18 protein-coding genes are annotated in these 22,606 nt (G+C 58.0%); 6 read left to right on the forward strand and 12 right to left on the reverse strand.

Going from position 1 to position 22,606, the window contains the following annotated elements:
- The first annotated feature begins 146 nt into the window (after window positions 1-146).
- From ACUNV4_RS09590 to ACUNV4_RS09600, 3 genes are read left to right on the forward strand one after another with little or no spacing between them, the layout of a single operon-like run.
- A complete protein-coding gene (locus tag ACUNV4_RS09590) occupies window positions 147-1,625 on the forward strand; it encodes an alpha/beta fold hydrolase (RefSeq protein WP_430878318.1) in 1,479 nt (492 codons plus the stop codon).
- Window positions 1,622-2,428 carry an ABC transporter ATP-binding protein gene (locus tag ACUNV4_RS09595; RefSeq protein WP_430878319.1) on the forward strand — a complete coding sequence of 269 codons (807 nt, stop codon included), beginning with the start codon at window positions 1,622-1,624 and terminating at the stop codon, window positions 2,426-2,428. Before ACUNV4_RS09590 ends, ACUNV4_RS09595 begins: the two co-directional genes overlap by 4 nt.
- The gene (locus tag ACUNV4_RS09600) at window positions 2,425-3,591 is read left to right on the forward strand and encodes an ABC transporter permease (protein ID WP_430878320.1); all 1,167 of its coding nucleotides are present in this window, start codon (window positions 2,425-2,427) and stop codon (window positions 3,589-3,591) included. The genes ACUNV4_RS09595 and ACUNV4_RS09600 overlap by 4 nt, the downstream gene beginning before the upstream one ends.
- Before the next feature lie 75 nt (window positions 3,592-3,666).
- Here ACUNV4_RS09600 and ACUNV4_RS09605 read toward each other — a convergent pair whose 3' ends face one another.
- The 5 genes from ACUNV4_RS09605 to ACUNV4_RS09625 form a co-directional block, all read right to left on the reverse strand.
- Entirely contained in the window at window positions 3,667-5,274 is a 1,608-nt protein-coding gene (locus tag ACUNV4_RS09605; RefSeq protein ID WP_430878321.1) for an AMP-binding protein, read from the reverse strand.
- A gap of 172 nt (window positions 5,275-5,446) precedes the next feature.
- Window positions 5,447-6,883: an acylating sulfoacetaldehyde dehydrogenase gene (gene sauS, locus ACUNV4_RS09610; protein WP_430878322.1), complete on the reverse strand. Its 1,437-nt coding sequence runs from the start codon at window positions 6,881-6,883 to the stop codon at window positions 5,447-5,449.
- Between the two features lie 15 nt (window positions 6,884-6,898).
- The gene (locus tag ACUNV4_RS09615) at window positions 6,899-7,870 is read right to left on the reverse strand and encodes a Bug family tripartite tricarboxylate transporter substrate binding protein (protein WP_430878323.1); all 972 of its coding nucleotides are present in this window, start codon (window positions 7,868-7,870) and stop codon (window positions 6,899-6,901) included.
- A gap of 188 nt (window positions 7,871-8,058) precedes the next feature.
- Window positions 8,059-8,544, reverse strand: a complete 486-nt coding sequence (locus ACUNV4_RS09620; RefSeq protein ID WP_430878324.1) for a tripartite tricarboxylate transporter TctB family protein — start codon at window positions 8,542-8,544, stop codon at window positions 8,059-8,061.
- Window positions 8,534-10,063 (reverse strand): tripartite tricarboxylate transporter permease, encoded by a 1,530-nt coding sequence (locus ACUNV4_RS09625; RefSeq protein WP_430878325.1) that lies wholly within the window; start codon window positions 10,061-10,063, stop codon window positions 8,534-8,536. Before ACUNV4_RS09625 ends, ACUNV4_RS09620 begins: the two co-directional genes overlap by 11 nt.
- Before the next feature lie 140 nt (window positions 10,064-10,203).
- Here ACUNV4_RS09625 and ACUNV4_RS09630 point away from each other — a divergent pair, with 140 nt between their 5' ends.
- Window positions 10,204-11,265 carry a LacI family DNA-binding transcriptional regulator gene (locus ACUNV4_RS09630; protein WP_430878326.1) on the forward strand — a complete coding sequence of 354 codons (1,062 nt, stop codon included), beginning with the start codon at window positions 10,204-10,206 and terminating at the stop codon, window positions 11,263-11,265.
- A gap of 54 nt (window positions 11,266-11,319) precedes the next feature.
- Here the strand turns inward: ACUNV4_RS09630 and ACUNV4_RS09635 are convergent, their stop codons facing one another.
- On the reverse strand, window positions 11,320-12,294 hold the full coding sequence (locus tag ACUNV4_RS09635) for a Bug family tripartite tricarboxylate transporter substrate binding protein (protein WP_430878327.1): 975 nt from the start codon (window positions 12,292-12,294) through the stop codon (window positions 11,320-11,322).
- Window positions 12,295-12,450: 156 nt separating this feature from the next.
- Window positions 12,451-13,257, reverse strand: coding sequence for a hypothetical protein (locus ACUNV4_RS09640; protein WP_430878328.1), 807 nt, complete (start codon window positions 13,255-13,257; stop codon window positions 12,451-12,453).
- Between ACUNV4_RS09640 and ACUNV4_RS09645 the strand changes: the two genes are divergently transcribed.
- Window positions 13,256-15,592, forward strand: a complete 2,337-nt coding sequence (locus ACUNV4_RS09645; protein WP_430878329.1) for a DNA polymerase II — start codon at window positions 13,256-13,258, stop codon at window positions 15,590-15,592. The two genes, ACUNV4_RS09640 and ACUNV4_RS09645, sit on opposite strands and share 2 nt — an antisense overlap.
- A 14-nt stretch (window positions 15,593-15,606) precedes the next feature.
- Here the strand turns inward: ACUNV4_RS09645 and ACUNV4_RS09650 are convergent, their stop codons facing one another.
- A complete protein-coding gene (locus ACUNV4_RS09650; RefSeq protein WP_430878330.1) occupies window positions 15,607-16,125 on the reverse strand; it encodes a cytochrome P460 family protein in 519 nt (172 codons plus the stop codon).
- Between the two features lie 185 nt (window positions 16,126-16,310).
- On the reverse strand, window positions 16,311-18,485 hold the full coding sequence (locus ACUNV4_RS09655; protein WP_430878331.1) for a malate synthase G: 2,175 nt from the start codon (window positions 18,483-18,485) through the stop codon (window positions 16,311-16,313).
- A 199-nt stretch (window positions 18,486-18,684) separates the two neighbouring features.
- Here ACUNV4_RS09655 and ACUNV4_RS09660 point away from each other — a divergent pair, with 199 nt between their 5' ends.
- Window positions 18,685-20,316 (forward strand): glycoside hydrolase family 16 protein, encoded by a 1,632-nt coding sequence (locus ACUNV4_RS09660; RefSeq protein ID WP_430878332.1) that lies wholly within the window; start codon window positions 18,685-18,687, stop codon window positions 20,314-20,316.
- A 285-nt stretch (window positions 20,317-20,601) separates the two neighbouring features.
- Here the strand turns inward: ACUNV4_RS09660 and ACUNV4_RS09665 are convergent, their stop codons facing one another.
- The 3 genes from ACUNV4_RS09665 to ACUNV4_RS09675 all read right to left on the reverse strand — a co-directional run bounded on the left by ACUNV4_RS09665 (window position 20,602) and on the right by ACUNV4_RS09675 (window position 22,566).
- Window positions 20,602-21,405, reverse strand: coding sequence for a VWA domain-containing protein (locus ACUNV4_RS09665; protein ID WP_430878333.1), 804 nt, complete (start codon window positions 21,403-21,405; stop codon window positions 20,602-20,604).
- Between the two features lie 27 nt (window positions 21,406-21,432).
- Window positions 21,433-21,879, reverse strand: coding sequence for a peptidoglycan-binding protein LysM (lysM, locus tag ACUNV4_RS09670; protein ID WP_430878334.1), 447 nt, complete (start codon window positions 21,877-21,879; stop codon window positions 21,433-21,435).
- 102 nt (window positions 21,880-21,981) lie between these two features.
- On the reverse strand, window positions 21,982-22,566 hold the full coding sequence (locus ACUNV4_RS09675) for an NUDIX domain-containing protein (RefSeq protein WP_430878335.1): 585 nt from the start codon (window positions 22,564-22,566) through the stop codon (window positions 21,982-21,984).
- Between the last annotated feature and the right edge of the window lie 40 nt (window positions 22,567-22,606).

The raw sequence follows: 22,606 nt of genomic DNA on the forward strand, positions 1-22,606 counted from the left end.
TTTTGTGCCATCTGTGTCACGAGACTTCATGATGTTCGCGACACCATTCACCTGCGCTTTCTAGAATCAGCTCATTGAACCGGATAAACGCATTGCCACCGTGTCCCTCCCGGTGCAGGAACCCACTCGGCACCAGAGTCCAGAGTGTGCTGGCAATCAGTTGCCTGTTGCTTGCTGGCCTTGCCGGACATCCGACGGCATACGCAGCCGGTGCCAAGACCCTGGACTCGACACTCGGCTTCAGCGATTGCTCCATCGGTAATGGGGCTGCAAAGCTGGTCGCCCAATGCACGACCTTGTCTGTGCCATTGAACCCCGAAGCCGCCGACTCCGGCAGCCTGGCGCTATCCATCGCTCGTATACCAGCTCGCAGACAATCCGCATCTACCGACGCTTTCACGTTGCTGGCAGGAGGGCCGGGCCAATCGGCAATCGAGTCGTTTCCGGCAGTGGCTTTCGCTTTCCGTCACATCATGCAGGATCATGACGTCATTCTCGTCGATCAGCGTGGCACCGGCGACTCATCGCCTCTTTCCTGCCCGCAGGCGGATGATTCGCTGGGCATCGAGTTCGATGACGACACGCAGGTACTCGAAGACGCTGCACAAGCCTGCCTGGAGCAACTGGCGCATGACCCACGTCTGTTCACCAGCAGCCTGGCCGTCAGGGACCTGGAACACGTCCGTGAAGCACTGGGTGTCTCACAGTGGAACCTCTACGGCATTTCCTATGGGACTCGGGTTGCCCTGCATTACCTGCGTCGCTACCCGGACAAGGTACGCACCTTGATACTCGACGCGGTTGTCCCTCCCACGATGGCACTGGGTCCGGACATCGCCCCACTGGCGCAACGCTCGCTGGATATCATAATCCAGCGCTGCGAGGACTCATCGGGCTGTTTCGAGGCTTTCGGCAATCTGCGCACGGCCACCTCCGAGCTGCTGGCATCACTGAAGCGTCAACCGCGCAACATCACCTATGAGGATGTTGCCAGCGGCAAACTCAGGACCATGGAATTCACCTGGCAACACCTTGCCGTGACCTTGCGATTACTGTCCTACAGCTCGCAGACTGCTTCCATTCTGCCATCCATGCTGCACGAGGCCATTGCCAACGACAATTTTGCACCTCTGGCACGTCAGGCAATGTTGCAAACGCAAACTCTCGGCAACTCCCTGGCGACGGGCATGCATCACGCGGTCATCTGCACGGAGGATGCACCGTTCATCGCGAATGATGCCGGCAAGCCTGATGAGGCCGCTGACAGTTACATGGGTAATCAGGTCGTGTCATCCCTGTTGGCCACCTGCAAGCACTGGCCCGCCGGGATCATGGATGAGGACTTCAGGCAGGCGGTGCAATCAGACGTACCTGCTCTGATTCTCTCGGGAGAAGCCGACCCCATCACGCCGCCAGGCTATGGCGATGAAGTCGCAGCTTCCCTGAACCAATCGCGGCATCTCGTCAATCGTGACCAGGGCCATATGCAGGCCCCCTACGGCTGCATGCCGGTTCTGCTGGCGCAGTTCGTCAACACCGCAGATGCGCAGGCTCTCGATACAAGCTGCCTGGAACGTCAGCGAGTACTGCCTTTTTTCGTCGATGCCAATGGACCGCTACCATGATCGTCGTCGAGGATCTGCACAAGAGCTTCAAACGTCCCGGTGGTCGCACCTTCAGACTGCCCTTCGGCAAGAACAGGCGCTCGGCCACGGCTGAGGCTGACCGCGTCGTTGCCGTCAACTCGGTCAGTTTCACAGCCGATGATGGAAGAATCACCGGCTTGCTCGGCCCTAACGGTGCCGGCAAATCGACAACACTGCGCATGCTTGCAACACTCATCAGACCGGATCGTGGAAGCGCTCGCGTCGATGGGCATGAAGTGACTCGCGATGTACTGGCCGTCCGACAGCATCTGGGGTTCATGCCGCACAATGCCGGTATCTACCCGAGGCTCAGTGCTCGCGAGAACATCAGCTACTATGCGCGTCTGTGCGGACTGGACAGGCAGCACGCCGCCCAACGGGTCGGTCAACTGATCGAACAACTGGACATGGGCGGCTTCGCCGACCGACGAGCCACCGGTTTTTCCCAGGGTCAGAAAACCAAGGTCGCCCTGGCCAGAGCACTGGCGCACCGACCACAAACCATCATGCTGGATGAACCCACCAACGGGCTGGACGTCATGGCCACACGAGGCCTGCGGGAGATCATTCGCCAACTGGCCGCGGATGGCCATTGCATCGTGTTTTCGAGTCACATCATGCAGGAGGTGGCTGCCCTGTGCGACCACATCGCCATCATCTCCAACGGCAGCATTGCCATGCAGGATTCCCTGGCAGGCATTCTGCAACGCACCGGTGAAAACGATCTGGAAGATGCCTTTGTCAAGGCTACCCGGAATCTGACCACGGAGACGCAACGATGAGCCTGTTCATCGTCATGTTCAAGGAGATCGTCGATAATCTGCGCGATCGCCAGACCGTCTTCTATGCACTGCTGTTCGGTCCCATTCTGCTGCCATTGCTGCTGGGCGGCTCGCTGGTGGCCAGTTTCAAGCAATTATCCATCGACTTCGACGAAGTCACATCACTGAACGTTCTGCATGCCGAACGTGCCCCTCGCTTGATGGATTTCCTGCACAGCCACAATATCGATGTACTCGACGCACCTGACGAGGTACAGAGAAGCGTCAGACGTGGGGACGTACTTGTTGTATTGGAAATACCCGATGACTTTGCCGAACAGCTCAGAGCAGGCAGACCCGCCCCGTTGACACTGCATGTGAACAGTGCCGACAAGGCGTCGAGCAAGGCTGCCAGACGTGTACAGGCCATTCTTTCGGTCTATGAACGTACATTGAACAACCTCCGACTGCAACATCGCGGGATTGATCCCGCGACCTTCGACAGTCTCAATCTGGTGGAGAACGACGTCTCCAGCGACGGCAGCAACGGCCAGTTGCTGGCATCCATCCTGCCGTTCCTGTTCATCATGTCCATGGTCATGGGTGGGTTCTATCTCGCCATCGACACCACCGCCGGTGAACGGGAACGACAGTCACTGGAGCCCTTGTTGAGCCTGCCCCTGAAGCGTAGTGCAGTCGTCTTCGGCAAATACGGGGCAACGCTGTGCTTCGTGACATTGTCCGGCTTGCTCACGGCTGTCAGCATCTACACACTGTTCCGCCTGTTCCCCGTTGAATTGATGGGAGGGCAGATTCGCTTTGACGGCCATACCCTGGCGCATGCCTTTCTGCTGGCCAGCCCTTTGCTGCCGTTCATCTCCGCTCTGCTGATTACCGTCTCCGCCGTGACACGCAGTACCAAGGAGGCACAGACCTATCTGGGGCTCATGATGATGGTGCCCATGGCACCATTCTTCCTGTTGCAGTTCCTCTCGGTCAGATCGACCATGATGACCATGCCGATGCCCATGCTCAGTCAGTATCAACTGCTGGAAAGTGCGGTGCTGGGAGACAGCATCCCGCTCTTGCATGTTCTGTTGTCGGTGAGTGGCACGCTGGCAGCGACGCTCCTGCTGCTGATGCTCGCCAGCCGGCTTTATCAGCGAGAGGGCCTGCTCGACTGAGACTTCCGAGCACCACCCTCACTTCCTGCATGGTTTGCAGAAGCACGACAATTGACGCCACACACGGCGCAAGCATCAGATCGAATCGAACAATTCCGCCAGCTTCTTGCGCTGGATCTTGCCGGAAGGCCCCTTGGGCAGCTCATCGAGAAAGTGGATGCGATCCGGACACTTGAACTTGCCGACACTATCGCAACACAAGGCCAGCAACTGCTCTTCATTCACCAGAGACGATGACTTCAGACTGACGGCTGCTTCCACCCGCTGCCCGAAATCCCTGCACGTTCTGGCAAAGGCGGCGGCCTCCACCACGTCGGCATGCTGATACAGAGCGTCATCGATTTCCCGTGGAGCGATATTCTCTCCCCCCTTGATGATCAGCTCCTTGAGACGACCGGTGATGAACAGAAATCCCTCGTCATCCAGCTTGCCCAGGTCGCCACTGCGGAACCAACCGCCAGGCAGCAATGCTTCGCTGGTGGCCTCTTCATTCTTGAAATAACGCTGCATGACATTGCTTCCCCGAATCATCAGCTCCCCTTCCTCACCCGCTGTCAGTTCCTGCAAGTCGGCATTCACGATTCGCAGTTCATCGCCAACGGCAATGCCCGGCGAACCCAGTTTGCGCTTTCCAGGCGGCATGGGATTGCTGCTGATCTGTGCGGCCGTTTCAGTCAGGCCCATGGTCTCTATCAGTGGAACAGCAAAGTGCCTTTCGAAGCTTTCGTGCACGTCGGGCGACAAGGGCGCTGACGCGGAGCGTCCGAAACGCAGGAACGGACGTTCCACGGGAGCTCCGGCATCGCGCAAGAGATAGGCGATCTGCGTGGGCACCACGCTGAACCAGCTGCACTGGTAGTGATCCACCCACTCCCAGAACCCACGGGTAGAGAACCGCTGAGGCATGACCACCGAGCCACCGCTGACCAGTGGTCCGAAGAGCGTCACGCACAAGCCGTTTATGTGGTACAGAGGCAGAACACACAGCGCCCGATCGCCAGCATTCAGCTGATGACCCAGACTGACGTTGTAGCCTCCGGCAAGCAGATTGCTGTGGCTCAAGACCACCCCCTTGGGACGCCCCGTCGTACCACTGGTGTACATGAGAATCCCGTCACTCGTGGGTCCCACGTTCGTCTCTGTGCATTTTCTGTCGCTAGCCATTGCAGCCTGTGCCGCGACATCAGAAGCAACAGAGTCATCGCTTGCCGAATCGACAAGCGTGCACTCATCCAGCCAGGCATCACTGGCAATGACGATATCGGGTCGGCCATCATGGCCTTGACCCACACACTGCTCATGATAAGCCTCGCATTGCAGAGCGTCAGCAATCAGAGGCTCATGCTCGGCTTGCGTCAGAATCAAACGGCTTTCGGAATGCGATAATACATAGCCGATGATATCCCGGCCAGCCACCAGGTTGACCGCCACTGCGCGGTAGCCACCGTACAACAAGCCAAGCAAGGTGACTACGCAGCAGCGACCATTCTGCATGGCATAGGCCACACTCTCCCCAGGGGCTATGCCTCTGGCGGCCACGAAATCGGCCACTGCGCGCACCTCGCGCAGCAAGCCCCTGAAGTCGAGTTGCTTTCCATTTTCCACGTCGAGCAGGTAGGTCGCCTCGCCATCAGTGGCCGCACGGGCTTCGACAAGGTCACGAACCGATCCATGATTTTTCATAGCGAGAGCAGAATCAGACAGGTTTTTTGAAAGAGGATGGGACACCGACAAAACGCCATTCAGGCAATCGATTGCCGAGGATCTGTCCACAGGAAACGGCGTGGCGATTCGTGGGAACAGCAGGCGTTGTCGGTGTCGCCGTCAGGTGTCAGGTGTCAGGTGTCAGCGAGAATCAGCGACCCGCCACCGCCCAGTACTGGTCGAACACCTCATCCACCGTGGGCTCCCGGGCGGCTATGGGTCGCACGATGCGCGTAATATTCATGAAATGGCGGTAGTGCAGATTGCTGTCGATGGAGTTTCCTCCCCAACTGCCACAGCCCATGGACAGCGAGAACGGCAGGCCATTTTCAAACGAACCACCCGTGGCGAAGCAATGCGCCTGATTGACGATGATTCGGCAGGTAGGCAGCGTCTCGCCCAGGTGCCGAGCCCGCGCATCATCCCGACTGTGCAATCCCACCGAGTGACCCGCCCCCTGAAAATGCAAGACCTCAGCGGTTTTCTCGAGCGCAGCTTCGAAGTCGTCCACCACGTACAGGGTCAGTGCCAGTGACAGCTTTTCTCCGGACTCCGGCGCTGCCGCCCCCACCGCATCACCTGGCAAGACGACAAACCTTGCAGTTTCCGGCTCGGCAACGTCGACGCCGGCAACCTTGAGAAAAACGTCGATATCCTTGGCAATCATGTGGCGATTGAGGTGACCCTGATCGAACAGAGCACTCTTGACGGCCTCGGCTTGCTGCTCATTCAGGCACCTGCCACCCACCGCATGCATCTCCTTGAGAAAGTCCTCCAGCACGCTACGCACAACGATGACGACATTTTCAGAGCTGCAGGACGTGGCGTTGTCGAATGTCTTCGACGCTGCGATCCTGCTCGCGGCCATGGCCAGGTCCGCCGTCTCGTCGACAATGACCGTGGCATTGCCGGCTCCGACGCCGATGGCAGGGGTGCCGGATTCATAGGCACGACGGACATTGTCCTGACTTCCCGTCACGATGATCAGATCGACGGCCTCCATCAATCGCTGTGTCTTGACCTTCGACGAGGGTGCAGGAACCATCTGTACCAGGTCATGATCGATACCCAGCTTGTCGAACTCGGCATGGATGTGGTCAAGCAAGACAGCACAGACTTCCACACCCTTGGGCGAAGGTGACAGGATGATGGCATTGCCGCACTTGAGCGCATTGATGACATTGTTTGCAGGGGTGGCGGCCGGATTGGTAGACGGCACCACCGCACCCACCACGCCAATGGGCCGCGCAATTTCCGTCAGACCCAGCTCCGCTTGCTCGCGAATGACACCAACCGTGGGCACATCGGCGATATCACGCAACAGCCCCAGCGTCTTGCGATGATTCTTTGTCATCTTGTCCTGTACATTGCCCAGCCCGGTCTGTTCGACCGCCTGCCGGGACAGCGCCTCATTACGCGCTGGCTCCATCAGCGCCCAGGCAGCAGCCAGCGCTGCCATGTCGAAACGGGCCTGATCGGCCCCCAATGCATATCGCTGCTGTGCAATACGAGCACGTGCAATCAGCGCGTCAACCTGCGCCTGCTCGTTGGCGATGGTGTTCATGGTTTGTGTCGAATCAGCGGCCATAGTCGTGTCTCCCGATCAAAGATTTGCCAACAGGTCGTTCAGGGTCTCTTGCCGAGCCGCCCACATGGCCTGCACCTCTTCCCGGTTCATGACTTGCACACCTGAACCACCTGCAGCCATCTGCTCGGCCACCTTGGGGTCGGAAAACATGTCAGGCACTCGGGCGGCCAGAAAGTCGATCACCGACGCCGGCGTGTCCGCGGGTACCATGAAACCGCGATAGTTCACTGACGCGTTGTCTACCTCATAACCTGCTTCCATCAGTGTCGGCACATCGGGCAGGAACTGCTCGGAACGCTGGGTGTCCGCGACCGCCAGAATCTTCACATTGCCTGCTTCACGGGCGCGATAGGCATCTGACAGATTGTTGATTCCAGCCACGACATTGCCGGCAATGACGGCCTTCATGGCCGCAGCACCACCTCCCTTGGTAGGGATATACGCCAGTTTTCCGCCAATGGCTTTCTGTATCTGCAGAGCCGCGATGTGGTGTCCGACATACAGCCCTGCCCCGGACACGGTGACCTTGCCGGGGTTCTCCGCCGCATGTTCCAGTAACTCCTGAATGCTGTTGAACTCACTGTCGGCTGCCACGACAACGACCGCAGGGTCAGCCCCCCAGTTGGCAATCGGTTCGAAGGAGTCGGCGTCATACCGGACTCCGCCTTCGATGGACTGTGCGAGAAAGTGGGGAACATTGTAGGCCGCCAGGGTATAGCCATCGGCTTCGGCGTCAGAGGCAAACCAGTTCCAGCCGACTCGTCCTCCGGCACCGGGTTTGTTGATGACCACGATCGGCTCACCGAGATAATTCTCGTTGTTCGCCATCATCGATACCAGGCGCGCCTGAAAATCCGTCGCGCCACCAGCGCCATAGGACACCATCAGCGACACCGGCCTTTCAGGATAGTCGTCGGCCATGGTTTGGGTTGCACCGAGCAACGTGGATACGGCCAACAATGCGGTTCCGATAAAACGCTTCCTCATGATTCTTCTCCGAAATGATGCTGTTTGAATGAATGGTGATGCGTGACGAACACGCCTTTGTGTACCAGCCACGATGGTCTGTTCATCGAATGGTTGCCGAATACGCGACGGCAGGCGCGGGCAAGGCGCAAGCGACGAGCCTTTGGGCCACATGCGATTTCCTGTCGTGAGTGCCGGTTTCATCAAGGCTAGATGAACAGGCCGCGAGGAGTCTGCACTTGCAACAGCAGTGAAAACAGGGCGTAGATGACAGACATGAAAGCCGTGGTGACCAGCACTCGCTTTACCCAGACTGCCAGCGATGCATGCGATGCCGGGTCATACAGACTGTAGATACTCATGAAAGCCAGCCAGGAGGCCGAGTAGAAGCCCAGATACCTGGCTGCGAAATACACCAGTAGAACAATGACGCACAGACCCGGAGCGATGGCACCAACCCCTTTACGCGTCAGACCGTCTCCGACTCTGGCCAGGCCCAGAGAGGCTCGAATGAAATTCCATAGCGCCAGCAACAACATCACGCTGGCGATCATGCGAGGAAACAGAAAGGCCTCGGATGGCTCTCGGGTGAAACTGACCCAGGCAACGATCATGGCCAGCGCCAGTACGGCGGCGGCAGGCACCAGGTGTTGTACACGCGACAGGGGCGCGGTCTCGGCAGTATCAGGATTCAAGGGACACCTCTGCATTGTTGGATACGATTCGAGCCTTGCGATTGGCCAGATGGGTGCTGAAGAAGCTCCAGCCGATTGACGCCAGCACCAGTGTCAGCAGCAACAGATTGAGAGTGCCGCTGAGGAAATACTCCGCGGGGCCATTCATGGCATTGGCGATCATGCTGCCCTGTATGAAATTGGCTTCGGCAATGGGTCCGAGTATCAGTCCCAGCACCAACGGGGCTGCCGAGAAGCCGACTTTTTCCAGCAGGTACATCCCCACGCCCAGAGCCAGCATGATGTAGACATCGCCCATGGATTGCTGCACCGAATAGCTGCCGAACAGTGCCAGGATGGTGACCGCTGCAGCCATGATGGGCGGTGGCACATGCGCCACCCTGGCAGCATGGCTGGCTACCCAGATGCCGAAGATCACCATCAGAATCTGGCCGATGAGCATGGAATTGATGAACGTCCATGCTACGTCAGGGTAGTTGTCGAACAGATCCGAACCGGGAAAGATGCCGTGTATGAGCAGACCTCCCAGCAATACAGCCGCAGTCGGGCTGCCCGGAATGGACAAGGTCAGCAAAGGCACCAGCGAAGGTCCGACCATCGCATTGTTGGCGGATTCTGCCGCTATGACACCGGCCGGATTACCCTTGCCGAATGAGTCGGGATCGTTGGAGAACTTGCGGGTCTGGTCGTAAGCCAACAGCCCGGCTATCTGCCCTCCCACCCCCGGAATCAGGCCGATGATCGAACCGATTACCGTGCCGATGGACAGGGCTCGCCCATTGGCCCACAACAGTTTCAGGGAATCCAGCAACGACTGCTTGTGCACGCTGACCGTGGACACCTTGTGCTCGCATCTTCCACGCGCCAGCATTTCGATGACCTGCGGTATTGCAAAAATGCCTATCAATGCCGTGATGATATTGACACCACCTGTCAGAGAGTCGTGGAATATGAATCTCTGAGCTCCCTGAATATCGTCATAACCGATCATCGACAACCACAGTCCCAGGCACCCTGACAACAAGCCCTTGACGAAGGAACGCGAGTCCAGCGAGCCGATGACCGTCACACCGAGGATGGCCATCCAGAACAGGTGTGAAGGCCCGAAAGCCAACGCCCATCGGGATAGCACCGGTGTCAGGAAGATCAGCAGCAGTACACCAACCACCCCGCCCACACCTGAGGCCAGAAAGGACACGTGCAATGCCTGAGTTCCCCGTCCGGCGCTTGCCATGGCATGCCCATCAAGCGAGGTGGCGATATTGGCTGGAGCCCCTGGAATCTTCAGCAGTATGGCGCTGACTGCGCCACCGGCAACCGTCGCGGTGTAGGCCGCCCCCAGCAGAATGAGCCCTTGAGTTGCCGGTAGTTGAAAGGTGAATGGAATTAACAGAGCCACTGCCATGGTGGGTGACAGCCCGGGCGTTGCCCCCAGTATCAGACCACCGATCGTGCCTCCGAGCAGCAGCATGAAGGACAGAGGTTCGAATACCCCACCGAAATGTTGCAAAAACTCCATAGAACTTGTTCCTGTTCGGACCTGATTTCACTGTAAACAATGAAAATAAAAATGCAAACGTTTTCATTTTCACCATTTCTCGGCACAATGTTCGGCAACCGAGGGTTTGAAACCTGACAAGAAAGAGGCAAGCTGTCGTCATGAGCAACATCAGGGAACAACCACAGAAGAAACGCAGCCGCTCCCGCAAGGGAGCACCCGGCATTCTCGACGTGGCACTACGCGCCGAGGTGTCCAGTGCCACCGTCTCTCGATACTTCAACAACCCGGATATCGTCAGACCGCCCACACGAGCGAGAATCGAAAAGGCTGCCCGCGAACTGGGCTACATCCGAGACCGGGTGGCCGGGGCCATGCATGGCATGATGAGCGGAAGTGTGGGGTTGATTGTCCCTACCGTGGACCACGCCATATTCGCCGAGCTTATCGAAGCATTCTCGGCTCGGCTGCATCAGCACGATCGCACCATGCTGATTGCCAGTCACAATTACGAGCTGGATCGGGAAACCGGTATCGTGCGCTCACTGCTGGAACGCCGTATAGATGCCATTGCCCTGGTAGGCAGAGATCACCCCGAGGCGGCTCTGGAGATGCTGCGTGTGCGCGGCATTCCCGTCGTGATGCTGTGGAATGCAGTCGGCCTGGAGGGCATACCCAGCATCGGGACGGACAATCGCAAGAGTGCCATGGAAGTCACGCAGCACCTGGTGAATCTACAGCATCGCAAGATCGCTTTGCTGTTCCCCGATACGCAGTTCAATGACCGGGCACGTGACCGACTCACCGGCGTCATGGAGTCTCTGCACAGTGCAGGCATTTCGGTACCGGACAAGTGGAACCAGCCCTGCCCCTACGATACTGACAGGGCCAAGGCGGTGGCCATGAACCTGCTGCAAGACGATCCACCCACAGCATTCATCTGCGGCAACGACATCATTGCGCATGGGGTCATTCATGCAGCATCTCGTCTGGGCATCAGAATACCGGACGAGCTGTCGGTGGTCGGCATTGGCGATTTTCGCGGATCTTCAGCCATTGAACCACCGTTGACGACCGTACGCCTGCCTGCCATCCGTATCGGTCAGCTGGCAGCTGATACCCTGATAGACAAGACCCACCTGAAGAACGTCGCGACCTTGCCCGATGTGCAACTGCCCAGTGAATTGATCCTGCGAGAATCCACGGCAATAGCGCCACGATGAGCTGACGAACAGCCTCGTGACAGCGATACCGGATCGAAGACCCTTTTGATGAACCTATTTCAGCTTCACCAGTAGCTCTTTCAGCGTGTCCAATCGTTTTTCCCACATGGCCTGGACCTCCTCGCGCCTCATGATTTTCATGGGAGCACCACCCGAGGCCATTCGGCTGACAATGAGCGGATCGGCGAACATCACCGGGATCTTGTCCGCCAGCGTTGCTATCACCTCGTCTGGCGTACCGGCAGGTACCATCACGCCGCGATAATTGACCGAGGCATTGTCGATATCGTAGCCCGCTTCCTTCAAGGTTGGCACATCAGGCAGAAACTCGCTGGAACGCATCATGTCTGCCACCGCCAGTATCTTCACCTTGCCCGCCTGACGAGCACGATAGGCATCTGACAGATTGTTGATACCCGCCATGACGTCGCCCACGATGACGGCGTTCAACGCGGCCGCACCCCCCCCCTTGGTGGGGATATAGGCCAGCTCGCTGTCGATGGCCTTTTCGATCTGTAACGCGGCAATATGATGCCCGACAAACAAGCCCGCACCGGAGAGCGTCAACCTGGCTGGATTCTCTTGCGCAAAATCCAGCAATTGTCCGATGGTGTCGTACTCACTGTCGGCAGACACGATCACGACGGCGGGATCCGCCCCCCAGTTGGCAATCGGTTCGAAGGAATCGATGTCGTAATCCACGCCGCCTTCCAGAGACTGCGCGATGAAATGCGGAATATTGTAGGCCGCCAGCGAATAGCCATCCGCCGGTGCTTCATTGGCGAACCAGTTCCAGCCGATTCTGCCACCGGCGCCGGCCTGGTTGACGATATTTACCGACTGCCCAAGATAGTCGTCGTTGGCAGACAGCATGAAGACGATGCGTGACTGAAAGTCGGTAGCCCCACCTGCCCCGTAGGACACCATGAGAGACGGAGATCGTTCCGGATAATCCGCAGCCAGTGCCGACCCTTGTCCCAGCAGAATCGAAGATGCCACCAGTAACAGTGACAGACTGTGCATCCTCATGTTCTACCCCGAATGACGCGATCAATACGGTTATTCGGCTTGCGAGAAACAGGCCCAGCGAGGGATCAATGCGGAAAAAGCGCGTTACAACGGCCGAAAACATGAACGATATCGTTACCACAGGCTTCCTCACAGCAGAAAGACGTCATTCCGTCATCAGGGCTTGCGCTTGCCAGTGCTTTGCATCACCTCGCCTTCGATGATCGTCAGGGCCGGAGTATCGGGCGACTTGCCCGTGTTCGACTCAGCCGTGGCCGGCCCTGCACCGGAGTCCTCACCCGGTTCGACAACCGCGCCTGACAGACGATCCAGTGCACCTCTGGACTGGCGCCAGCGGAACACATAGCCACCCAGGGCACCGCCGGCAGTGGTGATCGTCAGCAGCCCCAGGGTCAGCATTTCGGTGATCAGCATCAGAACTCCCAGCCCCGTCACCCCCATGAATGCCAGGCCTACCTTGATGTTGGCGCGCCGACTGATGCTGCGCTCGCGCTGCATCAGCTGCTTGTGCGTCTTCCTGACCAGACTTTCCCGTTCCGCGTGGGCACGTTCCTGCATCTGCGCCTTGTCGGCACTGGCCTGTTGCAGCACTTCCGAGCGGGTGCGCTCGATTTTCCGATGCAGCTTCTCGCGTTCATTGGCGTGACTCTCACGCAGCTCGGCATTGCGTCGCTCTGCCTCCATGCGTCCCAGCGTTGACAACCACAACGCCGTGACAAAGGCGATGATCAGGGCCGGTAAACCGGCGCGCAGCAAAAGATCTTCAACGCCGGCATCGCGGTTGACCCAGAACAGCGCCAGGGTTACCAGCTGTACCAGTACAATTCCCGGTAGATAACGAAACATGGACAGGCAGCAGAGCTCGCGGTGCATTGGACTTGCCTGCATGGTACACGAGCCCAAAGCGTTTCCCGCACGGTCGGACAGCAGGAGCAGCGACAAGACAGGTACACTATCGTTCATGAGCCTCGACGCCTACCTGCTGACCCGCCACTGGCGTGATACGCCACAAGGCCTGGAGCTGTCGCTGTGGGCCTGCTCCGCAGAAGGACCCGTAAATCTGCTGATCAGGGACCAGAAACCGGTGTGCTTCATCGAACGGTCCCGTGACGTCTTTCTGCCTGCAGGTGCAGTTCGCAAGCCCCTTGATCTGACACTGTTGCACGGTGAAGCCGTGGATGGCCTGTATTTTCGCCAGCAACGCGACCTGCAGCAGCTGCGCCAGAGTGGCGCAATACTGTGCGAATCGGACGTCAAGCCCGTCGATCGCTATCTGATGGAGCGCTTCATTCGCGCGCCGGTACGCATCGATGGTGAGTGGCAGCGAGTGGGCAATCACTGGCGTGTGCAACAGCCGCGATTGCAGCCGGGTGACTACCAGCCTCGACTGCGTACACTGGCCATCGATATCGAGACCCGCGGACACAGTCGCCAACTGTACTCGATTGCCGCGGCCATCATGCCCGAAAGCGAGAGCGAGAGCGAGAGCGAGAGCGAGAGCGAGAGCACTCAGGATCGCCCCAGCGATGTAGTTTTCATGATCGGCAGCGGTGAGGATGAACAACGTGGACACTACCGGCTCATCTACCAGCCCGATGAGAAGGCCCTGCTCAACGCCTTTTTCAACTGGACACTGGAAACCGATCCGGATGCCCTGACCGGCTGGGCCGTCGTCAACTTCGACCTGAACTTCATCGTCCGCAAATGCCAGTCCCTCGGCATGCCCTGCCGCCTTGGTCGAGGCGGCGAAACGGCCACGGTACTGCAACCCACGCAGCCCGGCTCGCCACGCATTGCCCGTGTACCGGGACGTGCGGTATTCGATGGCATCGACCTGCTGAAGGCCGGCTTCTGGAACTTCGAGAGTTTCTCGCTCGACAATGTCTCACATGAATTGCTGGGTACCGGCAAGCTCATCAGTTCGGAGCAGGACAAGGTTGCCGAGATCAATCGTCTGTTCAGGGATGACAAGCCGCAGCTGGCCGATTACAACATTCGCGACTGCACGCTGGTGAACGAGATTTTCCAGAAGGCCGACCTGCTCGCCTTCGCGGTGCAAAGGGCCAATCTGACCGGTCTGGCGCTGGACAGGCTCGGTGGCTCGGTCGCCGCCTTCGACAACCTCTACTTGCCGAGACTGCATCGGGCGGGATACGTGGCACCTGATGTCGACAACCGCAACGATGGCCTGGGCAGTCCCGGCGGCTATGTCATGGACTCGGTACCAGGCTTGTACAAGAACGTACTGGTGCTGGACTTCAAGAGCCTGTACCCCAGCATCATCCGTACCTTCTTCATTGATCCAATGGGGCTGGCTGTACCCGGGGACAATCCCTTGCCGGGCTTCGTGGAAGCCATGTTCTCTCGCGAACAACACATTCTTCCGGGGCTGATCGAAGAGCTCTGGGCAGCGCGCGACAAGGCGAAGCAGGACAGAAATGCACCTCTGTCCCAGGCCATCAAGATCATCATGAATTCGTTCTATGGGGTATTGGGTACCACCGGTTGTCGTTTCTACTCGCAACAACTGGCATCCAGCATCACCCGGCGTGGGCATGAGATCATCACCCGCTCACGCGACTGGATCGAACAGCAGGGATACCCGGTGATCTACGGCGATACGGATTCGGTCTTCATCTACATTGGCGATGATGCAGACGAACAGCGTTCAGCGGAGATCGGCAATCAGCTGATGCATGAACTGAATGTCTGGTGGCGCAATGAGCTCAGACAGACCCTGGATATCGAATCGCATCTGGAAGTCGAATACGAAACGCACTATTCCCGGTTCTTCATGCCAACAGTGCGCGGCATGCCTACCGGTAGCAAGAAACGTTATGCCGGATTGATTGCTCCCGATTCACGGCTGGTGGTCAAGGGGCTGGAAGCGGCCCGCACCGATTGGACACCGCTGGCCAGACATTTCCAGCGCGAGCTGTTTCTGCGTGTCTTCCATGAAGAACCCTTCGAGGAGTTCATTCGTGAGACCGCCGAACAGCTGCAGGCGGGACAGCTTGACGAGCAACTGGTCTATCGCAAACGCATCCGTCGTGCGCTGGATGACTATCAGCGTAACGTGCCGCCGCATATACAGGCGGCTCGCAAGCTGGAACACAGTGGTCGGACCATCAGCTATCTGATCACGCGCAATGGACCGGAGCCTGTCGATCTGTTGCAGTCAGCGCCGGACTACCAGCATTATCTGGACAAGCAACTGGCTCCGGCGGCTGACGGCATACTGCAATTTCTGGATACGAGCTTTGCAGCCATCACTGATGCGCAGCTGCAGATGTTCTGACGCTCGGTGGACGCTCAGTCCAGTGAACGCTGAAAGTCGCCGGTTGTGAAGACGAAATCACTCTTGGCGGCGATGGTATGACAGCCCGAGCAGAAAGCACTTTCACCGGCAGTGCCCTTGTAGCTGTCCGCCCAGATCCAGTTGTCCTTGCTCACGGTATCGCCGGCAGCGACCTTGACACTGACGGTGTGACCGGGCTTGCGACCGGCTTCCCAGTCTTCCTTGCTGGCAAACTGCTCCTTGACGACAACCGTGCCGGCAGGCAGGTTGTAGGGAGCGCTGCCGAGAAGTGCATCACGTCCGATATCGTTGACGTACACTTCGCGATACCCATCCAACCCCTGATGCACGCCTCCCAGAAAACCTGTCGGATTACCCGTGCTGACATGTGTATCCGTGAGGCGAGTCCATGACTTGTAATCGGCCCAACGCGGATCGGCGTCTCTGAACGGCGACGTCAGCGTACTGCAACTGGCAAGCAAAGTACTCGTTACAAGCACGGTTCCGACTTTTCTGAAGGCGGCTTTTTTCACATTTTTCCCCTGTTGTATTGGATGGTATAAGGCAAAGCCGGAACAGACGGCTCAGAGGGTTGACTCCGGATTCGTGTAAAAATTCCCGAGCCTGAAGAAAACGTAGCCGATTTCGAGCATGTACAGTGCCACCTGCCCCGCTTCACGAATGAAACAGGTGACACTGTTCAGGCAATGATGAAATATCAGGCCTGGGCTGCCTTGACCTCACGACGCCTGGCCGTCAGAACGAACTCCGTGTAGCCGTTCGCTTGAGCCTGCCCCTTCAGGACCAAGTCGAGCGCTGCCTGAAAGGCAATGCTGTCATCGAACGATGGAGCCATGGCCACATAGTCGGCGTCGCCGGCATTCTGTCCGTCAACCACCAGCGCCATACGCTCCATGGCATCGCGCACCTGATCGACAGTGACGATTTCATGCAGCAACCAGTTGGCCAGGAACTGACTGGAAATGCGCAAGGTGGCACGATCTTCCATGAGGCCGACATTGTTGATGTCAGGCACCTTGGAACAACCCACCCCCTGATTCACCCAACGCACGACATAACCCAGAATGCTTTGCGCATTGTTGTCCAGTTCGTGCTGGATTTCCTCGGCCGAATAATTGCGCCCCGCCTCACTCAGCGGAATGGTCAGGATGTCATCGGCACTGGCTTTCTGGCGTGTCTTCAGCGCGTCCTGAACGGCCTGCACACTGACCTTGTGATAATGCATGGCATGCAGTGTGGCGGCTGTGGGGGACGGCACCCAGGCGGTATTGGCACCGGCTTCGGGATGACCCTGCTTGGCCGCGATCATGGCTGCCATCTGATCCGGAATGGCCCACATACCCTTGCCGATCTGGCCATTGCCCTGCAGGCCACTGGCCAGACCAACGTCGACATTGTTGTTCTCATAGGCAGACAACCAGGTGGCATTCTTCATCTCGCCCTTGGGAATCATGACACCGGCATGCATGCTGGTGTGCATCTCGTCGCCGGTGCGATCCAGAAAACCGGTATTGATGAAGATGACGCGTTCGCGTGCTGCGGCAATGCAGTTCTTCAGGTTGACAGAGGTGCGACGCTCCTCATCCATGATGCCCATCTTGAGTGTGTTGGCTTCCAGTCCCAGCGCCTCTTCCACCATCGTGAAGAGTTTGACCGACAAGGCCACTTCGGCCGTTCCGTGCAACTTGGGTTTCACGATATAGACGCTACCCGTCCGTGAATTGCGTGCATCGTTTTCACCCTTCTTCAGGTCATGCATGGCGATGAGACTGGTGAACATGGCGTCCAGATAGGTTTCCGGCACCTGCTGTCCATCCGCATCGAGTACCGCATCGGTCATCATGTGCGTGCCGACGTTGCGCACCAGCAGCACACTGCGGCCGGGCAGACTGAAGGCATTGCCCTGCAGGTCGTTGAAATCGCGATCCGGATTCAGCTTGCGTTCGATCTGCTTGCCGTTCTTTTCGACCTGCTCACTCAGATCACCCTTCATCAGCCCCAGCCAGTTGCGATAGACCAGGACCTTGTCCTCGGCATCGACCGCTGTCACCGAGTCTTCACAATCCTGAATGGTACTCAGGGCCGACTCCATGATGATATCGGAGACACCAGCCGCACTGGCCTTGCCCACCGGACTGCTGCGATCGAACACGACTTCCATGTGCAAGCCGTTGTTCTTCAGCAGAACCGAGCTGGGCGCATCCGCACTGCCGGTGTAGCCGGCACACTGCGGGGGATGCTTCAATCCGACTTCGCTGCCGGAAGTGAGTGTCAATTTCAAGGCACCATCGACGATGGCATAGGCGCTGATGTCGGCGTGGCTACCCTGCACCAGTGGTACGGCTTCGTCGAGCAGCTGGTTGGCGAAAGCCACGACACGCTGCCCTCTCACCGGATTGTACTCACGAGAGCGCTCGGCACCATCGGCCTCGCTGATGGCATCGGTACCGTAGAGTGCGTCGTACAGGCTTCCCCAGCGCGCATTGGCCGCGTTCAGGGCATATCGGGCGTTGTTGACCGGCACCACCAGCTGCGGGCCTGCGGTCTTGGCGATTTCATCATCGACACGGGTCACATCGACACTGAAATCGTCCACCTGGGGCTCCAGATAACCGATTTCCACGAGAAAGGCCTTGTAGACCGACTGGTCGATCGGACCGGGATTCGCCTTGTGCCAATCGTCCAGCTTTGCCTGCAGCGCATCACGACGCTCCATTGCCGCCTGATTCTGTGGCGCAAGTTCGGAAATGATGCTGGCGAGCGAGGAAAATAACGCATCCGCCTCGATACCGGTACCCGGAAGGGCTTCATTGACAATGAAATCGTGCAGGGATGAAGCGACGGACAAGCCGCCAGCGGTCTTGACACTCATAATTTATCCAGTTGTTTGCAGGCCAATGTGTCGGTAAAGCGGCAGCCCTACCAAACCCGAGATTCTAACAGAGGAGATACTTATCGGCGATCTGTGCGTCTGTTCACGGCGAAGTTACGACGTAGTTCCGCCGCTTGAAGACCATAGCTGTTTATTCTCGTCACCACTTTAACGAACCCAGATGACGGCTGAATTGCGCATGAATCCCCTGCTTCGCCACACCTTTTTATCCCTGGCAGTCGCCAGTCTTGCCGCCTGTTCCTCCGGAGACAGCAATACGACACCCACGTCCCCGGTTGATGACACGCCTGCGGTTGACACCGACTCTCCAGCGGATGGAGATAACGACGGTTCAACCGAAACGCCCACTGATGGTGCAGACAACGGTGCCGGCAATGCACCTGACTACGGTGATCTGCCCCCACCGACAATTCCGGCCGTCGATCTGCTGGCAACACCGATACCCGGCCCAACGCTGGACGACCCCTTCGGTTCCCTGCTCGAGATCGATCCGGAAACTGCCACTGCCGGCGGCGCGCCCACGCAACCGAAGAATCTGCGCATTGATCTGGTCTCCAACGACTGGGCCGAGTTCAGCTGGGCACCGTCGAATGATGATGGCGAGGTGGTTGCCTACAACATCTATCGCAGCGATGGTCATGTCTATACCGTCGGACGCGATCAGACCGATGGCAATGCCCTGGCGCAGGCGGAGATCAACAAGTTCTGGAGCACAACCTCCTTCATCGATTGCAACTACACCCGGTTTGCAACGCGCCTGCATGAATGCGCCAGCTTTGGTCCGAAGCCTGGCGACATCTTCAGCTACGAGGTGACCGCTGTCGATGAGACCGGACAGGAGTCCATACCTTCCAATCCGATTACCATCAACTACCATCAAGACCGAGGTGCAGCCGTCCCCCTGTACGCCGACCCCTACCTGGATGAGAGCCGGTTCGCCCAGTCCCATGACCTGAGCAATACCGCCTACTTCCTGGACCAGTTCTCGCTGGTGTTCGAAGATGACTTCGATGGCGACAGCATCGACAGCGCACGCTGGAATACGCAGCTGGTCTGGGGTGATGAGACCATCATCAATGGCGAGCAGCAGTACTTTGTCAACACGCAGGACGAACCGGATTTCAGCTACAACCCGTTCAAGCTGTCCGACTCGATCCTGACCATCGAGGCGACCACCGTGCCGGAAGGATTGCAGAGCAGACTTCCCGAGATCTGCAATGGCACCGACGATGCCGGCAAGGAGCGTTGTCTGTTTCTGTCGGGCGCACTGTCCAGCCACGACAAGTTCAACATGACCTACGGTTATGTGGAAGGACGCATGAAGACCAGCGATACCTTCGGTGCCTTGTCCAGCTTCTACCTGTATCACCGCTATCCTGGTACGGGTGTCAACCTGCATGCACCGGAAATCGATATCGTCGAGTACCTGGGTGAAAACCCCTTCGGCGACGAAGATGCCTTCCAGACCTATCACTTTGCCGATGTGAACACAGGAGAAACCCGCTCGGCTCCAACCATGAGCTACAAGAATCCGACCGGCGAGCTGTTTTCCGATCAATTCCACACCTATGGTGTGCTGTGGGAGCCGCAACTGGTGATCTGGTACATCGACGGCGTGGAGATCAAACGCCTCAGCGGTCCGCAAGTATCGCGCCAGGGCATGAATATCGTGACCTATCTGGTGGCGGGCAGTGGCTGGGCTCCTACCCCAGACATTGAAGGTGGTACCTTCCCTCTGCGCTACGAAATCGATTATATCCGTGCCTGGCAGCGAGATGCCTATGACAGCAACGGACTGTATCCGCAATGATCGATAGAAACGCGGAATAGTTTGCGAAGGGCTGGCAAGACAGGAGGCCAGCCCTTGCTGCGTTCCGGTGCCGCCATTGTCTCAATCACCCGGGCCTGTGGCGAGTCGTTTCAGAGGCACCGGCAAAGACAAGGGGCTTGCATTATTCGCCCTTCCACGGAAACAAGACAACCATGTCCCCGAACGATTCAGCACCCGGGATCTTGCCATCTCGAGTGGCTGCATCTTTCTCGGGCATCCTGAACCCCCCGGTCAGCTACCGGGCCGGGTTGACACCGAAGACGATCAGGACAACTGTTCCAGCAAGCTTCCAGCCTGACGCGACCCTTGCTGCTCGAGTTGTTGCAGTGCCGCACGACCGCCGGCAGCATACGCTGCCACGGCATTCAGCAACTCGCCCAGTTGCCTGGCAGAGGATTCATTGAAGCGACAATGTGCCCCACCGGACAGCTTCGCCATCTGCGCAAACACACGGCTTGCGTGAGGTTCATATCCTTCCTGAAAGATGAACACCGGCAGACCCAGCAAGCGCGCCTGGCCGGCCAGATTACCCAGTTCATCGACGTTTTCCTCGACACAATCGCCGATGAAGACCAGAGCCTGAACCGCCTCGGATCGGCATTCTGCCAGCGAGTGTTTCAGGACACGGGCAATCTGCGTGGTACCTGCCAGACAACTGACCTTGCGCATCATCGCAATGACCTTGTCGGCATTGCCCAGCCATGGAGAGGCTCGGCACTCATCGTACCCACGGTAGTACACCAGTTGCACATCCAGAGAACCGATGCCCCGTGTGTGGATGAACATATCGCTCTGCAGCGCCATGGCGCGATCCCAGGTGCGCTGCCGACTGGCAGTGGCGTCCAGTGAGAAAATCAATCGGCCACGCCCGTCGCCGGTGGCAACAGGCGGCGTCTGCTTGACCGCGTCGAGAAAGGCGTCGACCTCACTGCGCGAACTGAGCGCAGCGTCGTCACGTTTCCTTGCCGGCGACTGTTCCGATCCGGACGCATCACGTTTTCCGGCAGGTGTCTTTCCCGCAGAAGATACGTCACTTGCGCCGCGATTATCGTCCTTTCCAGATGCCACTCGACTGTTTCCCGCCTGCGTGAAGACTCAGGCTGCTGGTGCGGTACCACCCGGGATACGAATCTTCTGACCCGGATAGATCAGGTCTGCATCCTTGATGACTTCGCGATTGGCTTCGAAGATGGTGGGATAGGCCATGGCATCACCCAGATAGGTCTTGGCAATCTTCGACAGTGAATCACCCGATTGCACGACGTAGTACACGACCCCTGCATCAGCCGCGGGTGCGTCCAGTGCGGACACATCGACATCCGTCACGCCCTGCACGTTGCCGGCCATCAGAACGGCTTTCTCCATGGCTTCTGCCGATGCAGCCTTGCCACTGAGAGCGACCTTGCCATCGGCAAAGGATACATCCAGACCTTCGATACCCGGGTTATCGCTCTCCAGTGTCTGCCTGATCTTGTCCGAAGCATCGTCTTCGGAATCGAACAGTTTCTTGCCCATGTCTTTGGCGAAATCGAATAATCCCATCGTGAATGGCTCTCAAGCTATGTGAATCGAATTGACAGCCGTCATGGCTGACACAGCCAAGTTACCACAGGCATTTCCCCACAACGCCTTGTGACAAAGTCTTCACAAGGTTGTTTGCAATCCTGCAACGTTGTCACCGCCCCAACGTCTCGCATGGCGATCGAACAGGTGAAAAGCGGCCAGAGTCGCCAGATCCGCGATGCTTCCGCCATCGATCATGGCCTCACACTCTCGTCGAGTGAAGGCGCCGCTGATCATGCCATGCTCTTCCGCTTCGGGGCTGGCCTCCCCTGCCTGCAATCCGTTCGCCAGGAACACATGCACGCCCTGGTTGGAATACCCGTATGCCTGAAACAGCCTGCCAAGCGGCTCGAGCTTACCCGCCAGGATGCCGGTCTCCTCCTGCAATTCTGCAGTTGCCACCTGTTCCGGCGAGGCATCGGGTTCGCCTTCCAGAGAACCTTGCGGAAACTCCCAGAAACGCCCATCCACCGGATAGCGATACTGCTGCACCAGATGAAAGCGCTCGCCGTCAAAGGGCACGATCAATGAAAAATCCGGCTTGTCCACGATGCCGAACAGACCGTCTTCACCACTGATACGTCTGACGCGATCTTCCCTGACAGTCATCCATCGATTTCGGTAAACCACTCGAGAATCGATACAGCGCAGCTCTGGTTCGCTCATGATCATTGAACTCCGGACGGAAAAGGCGTCTTTCGATGTT

It is taken from the genome of Granulosicoccus sp. 3-233 (assembly GCF_052681095.1).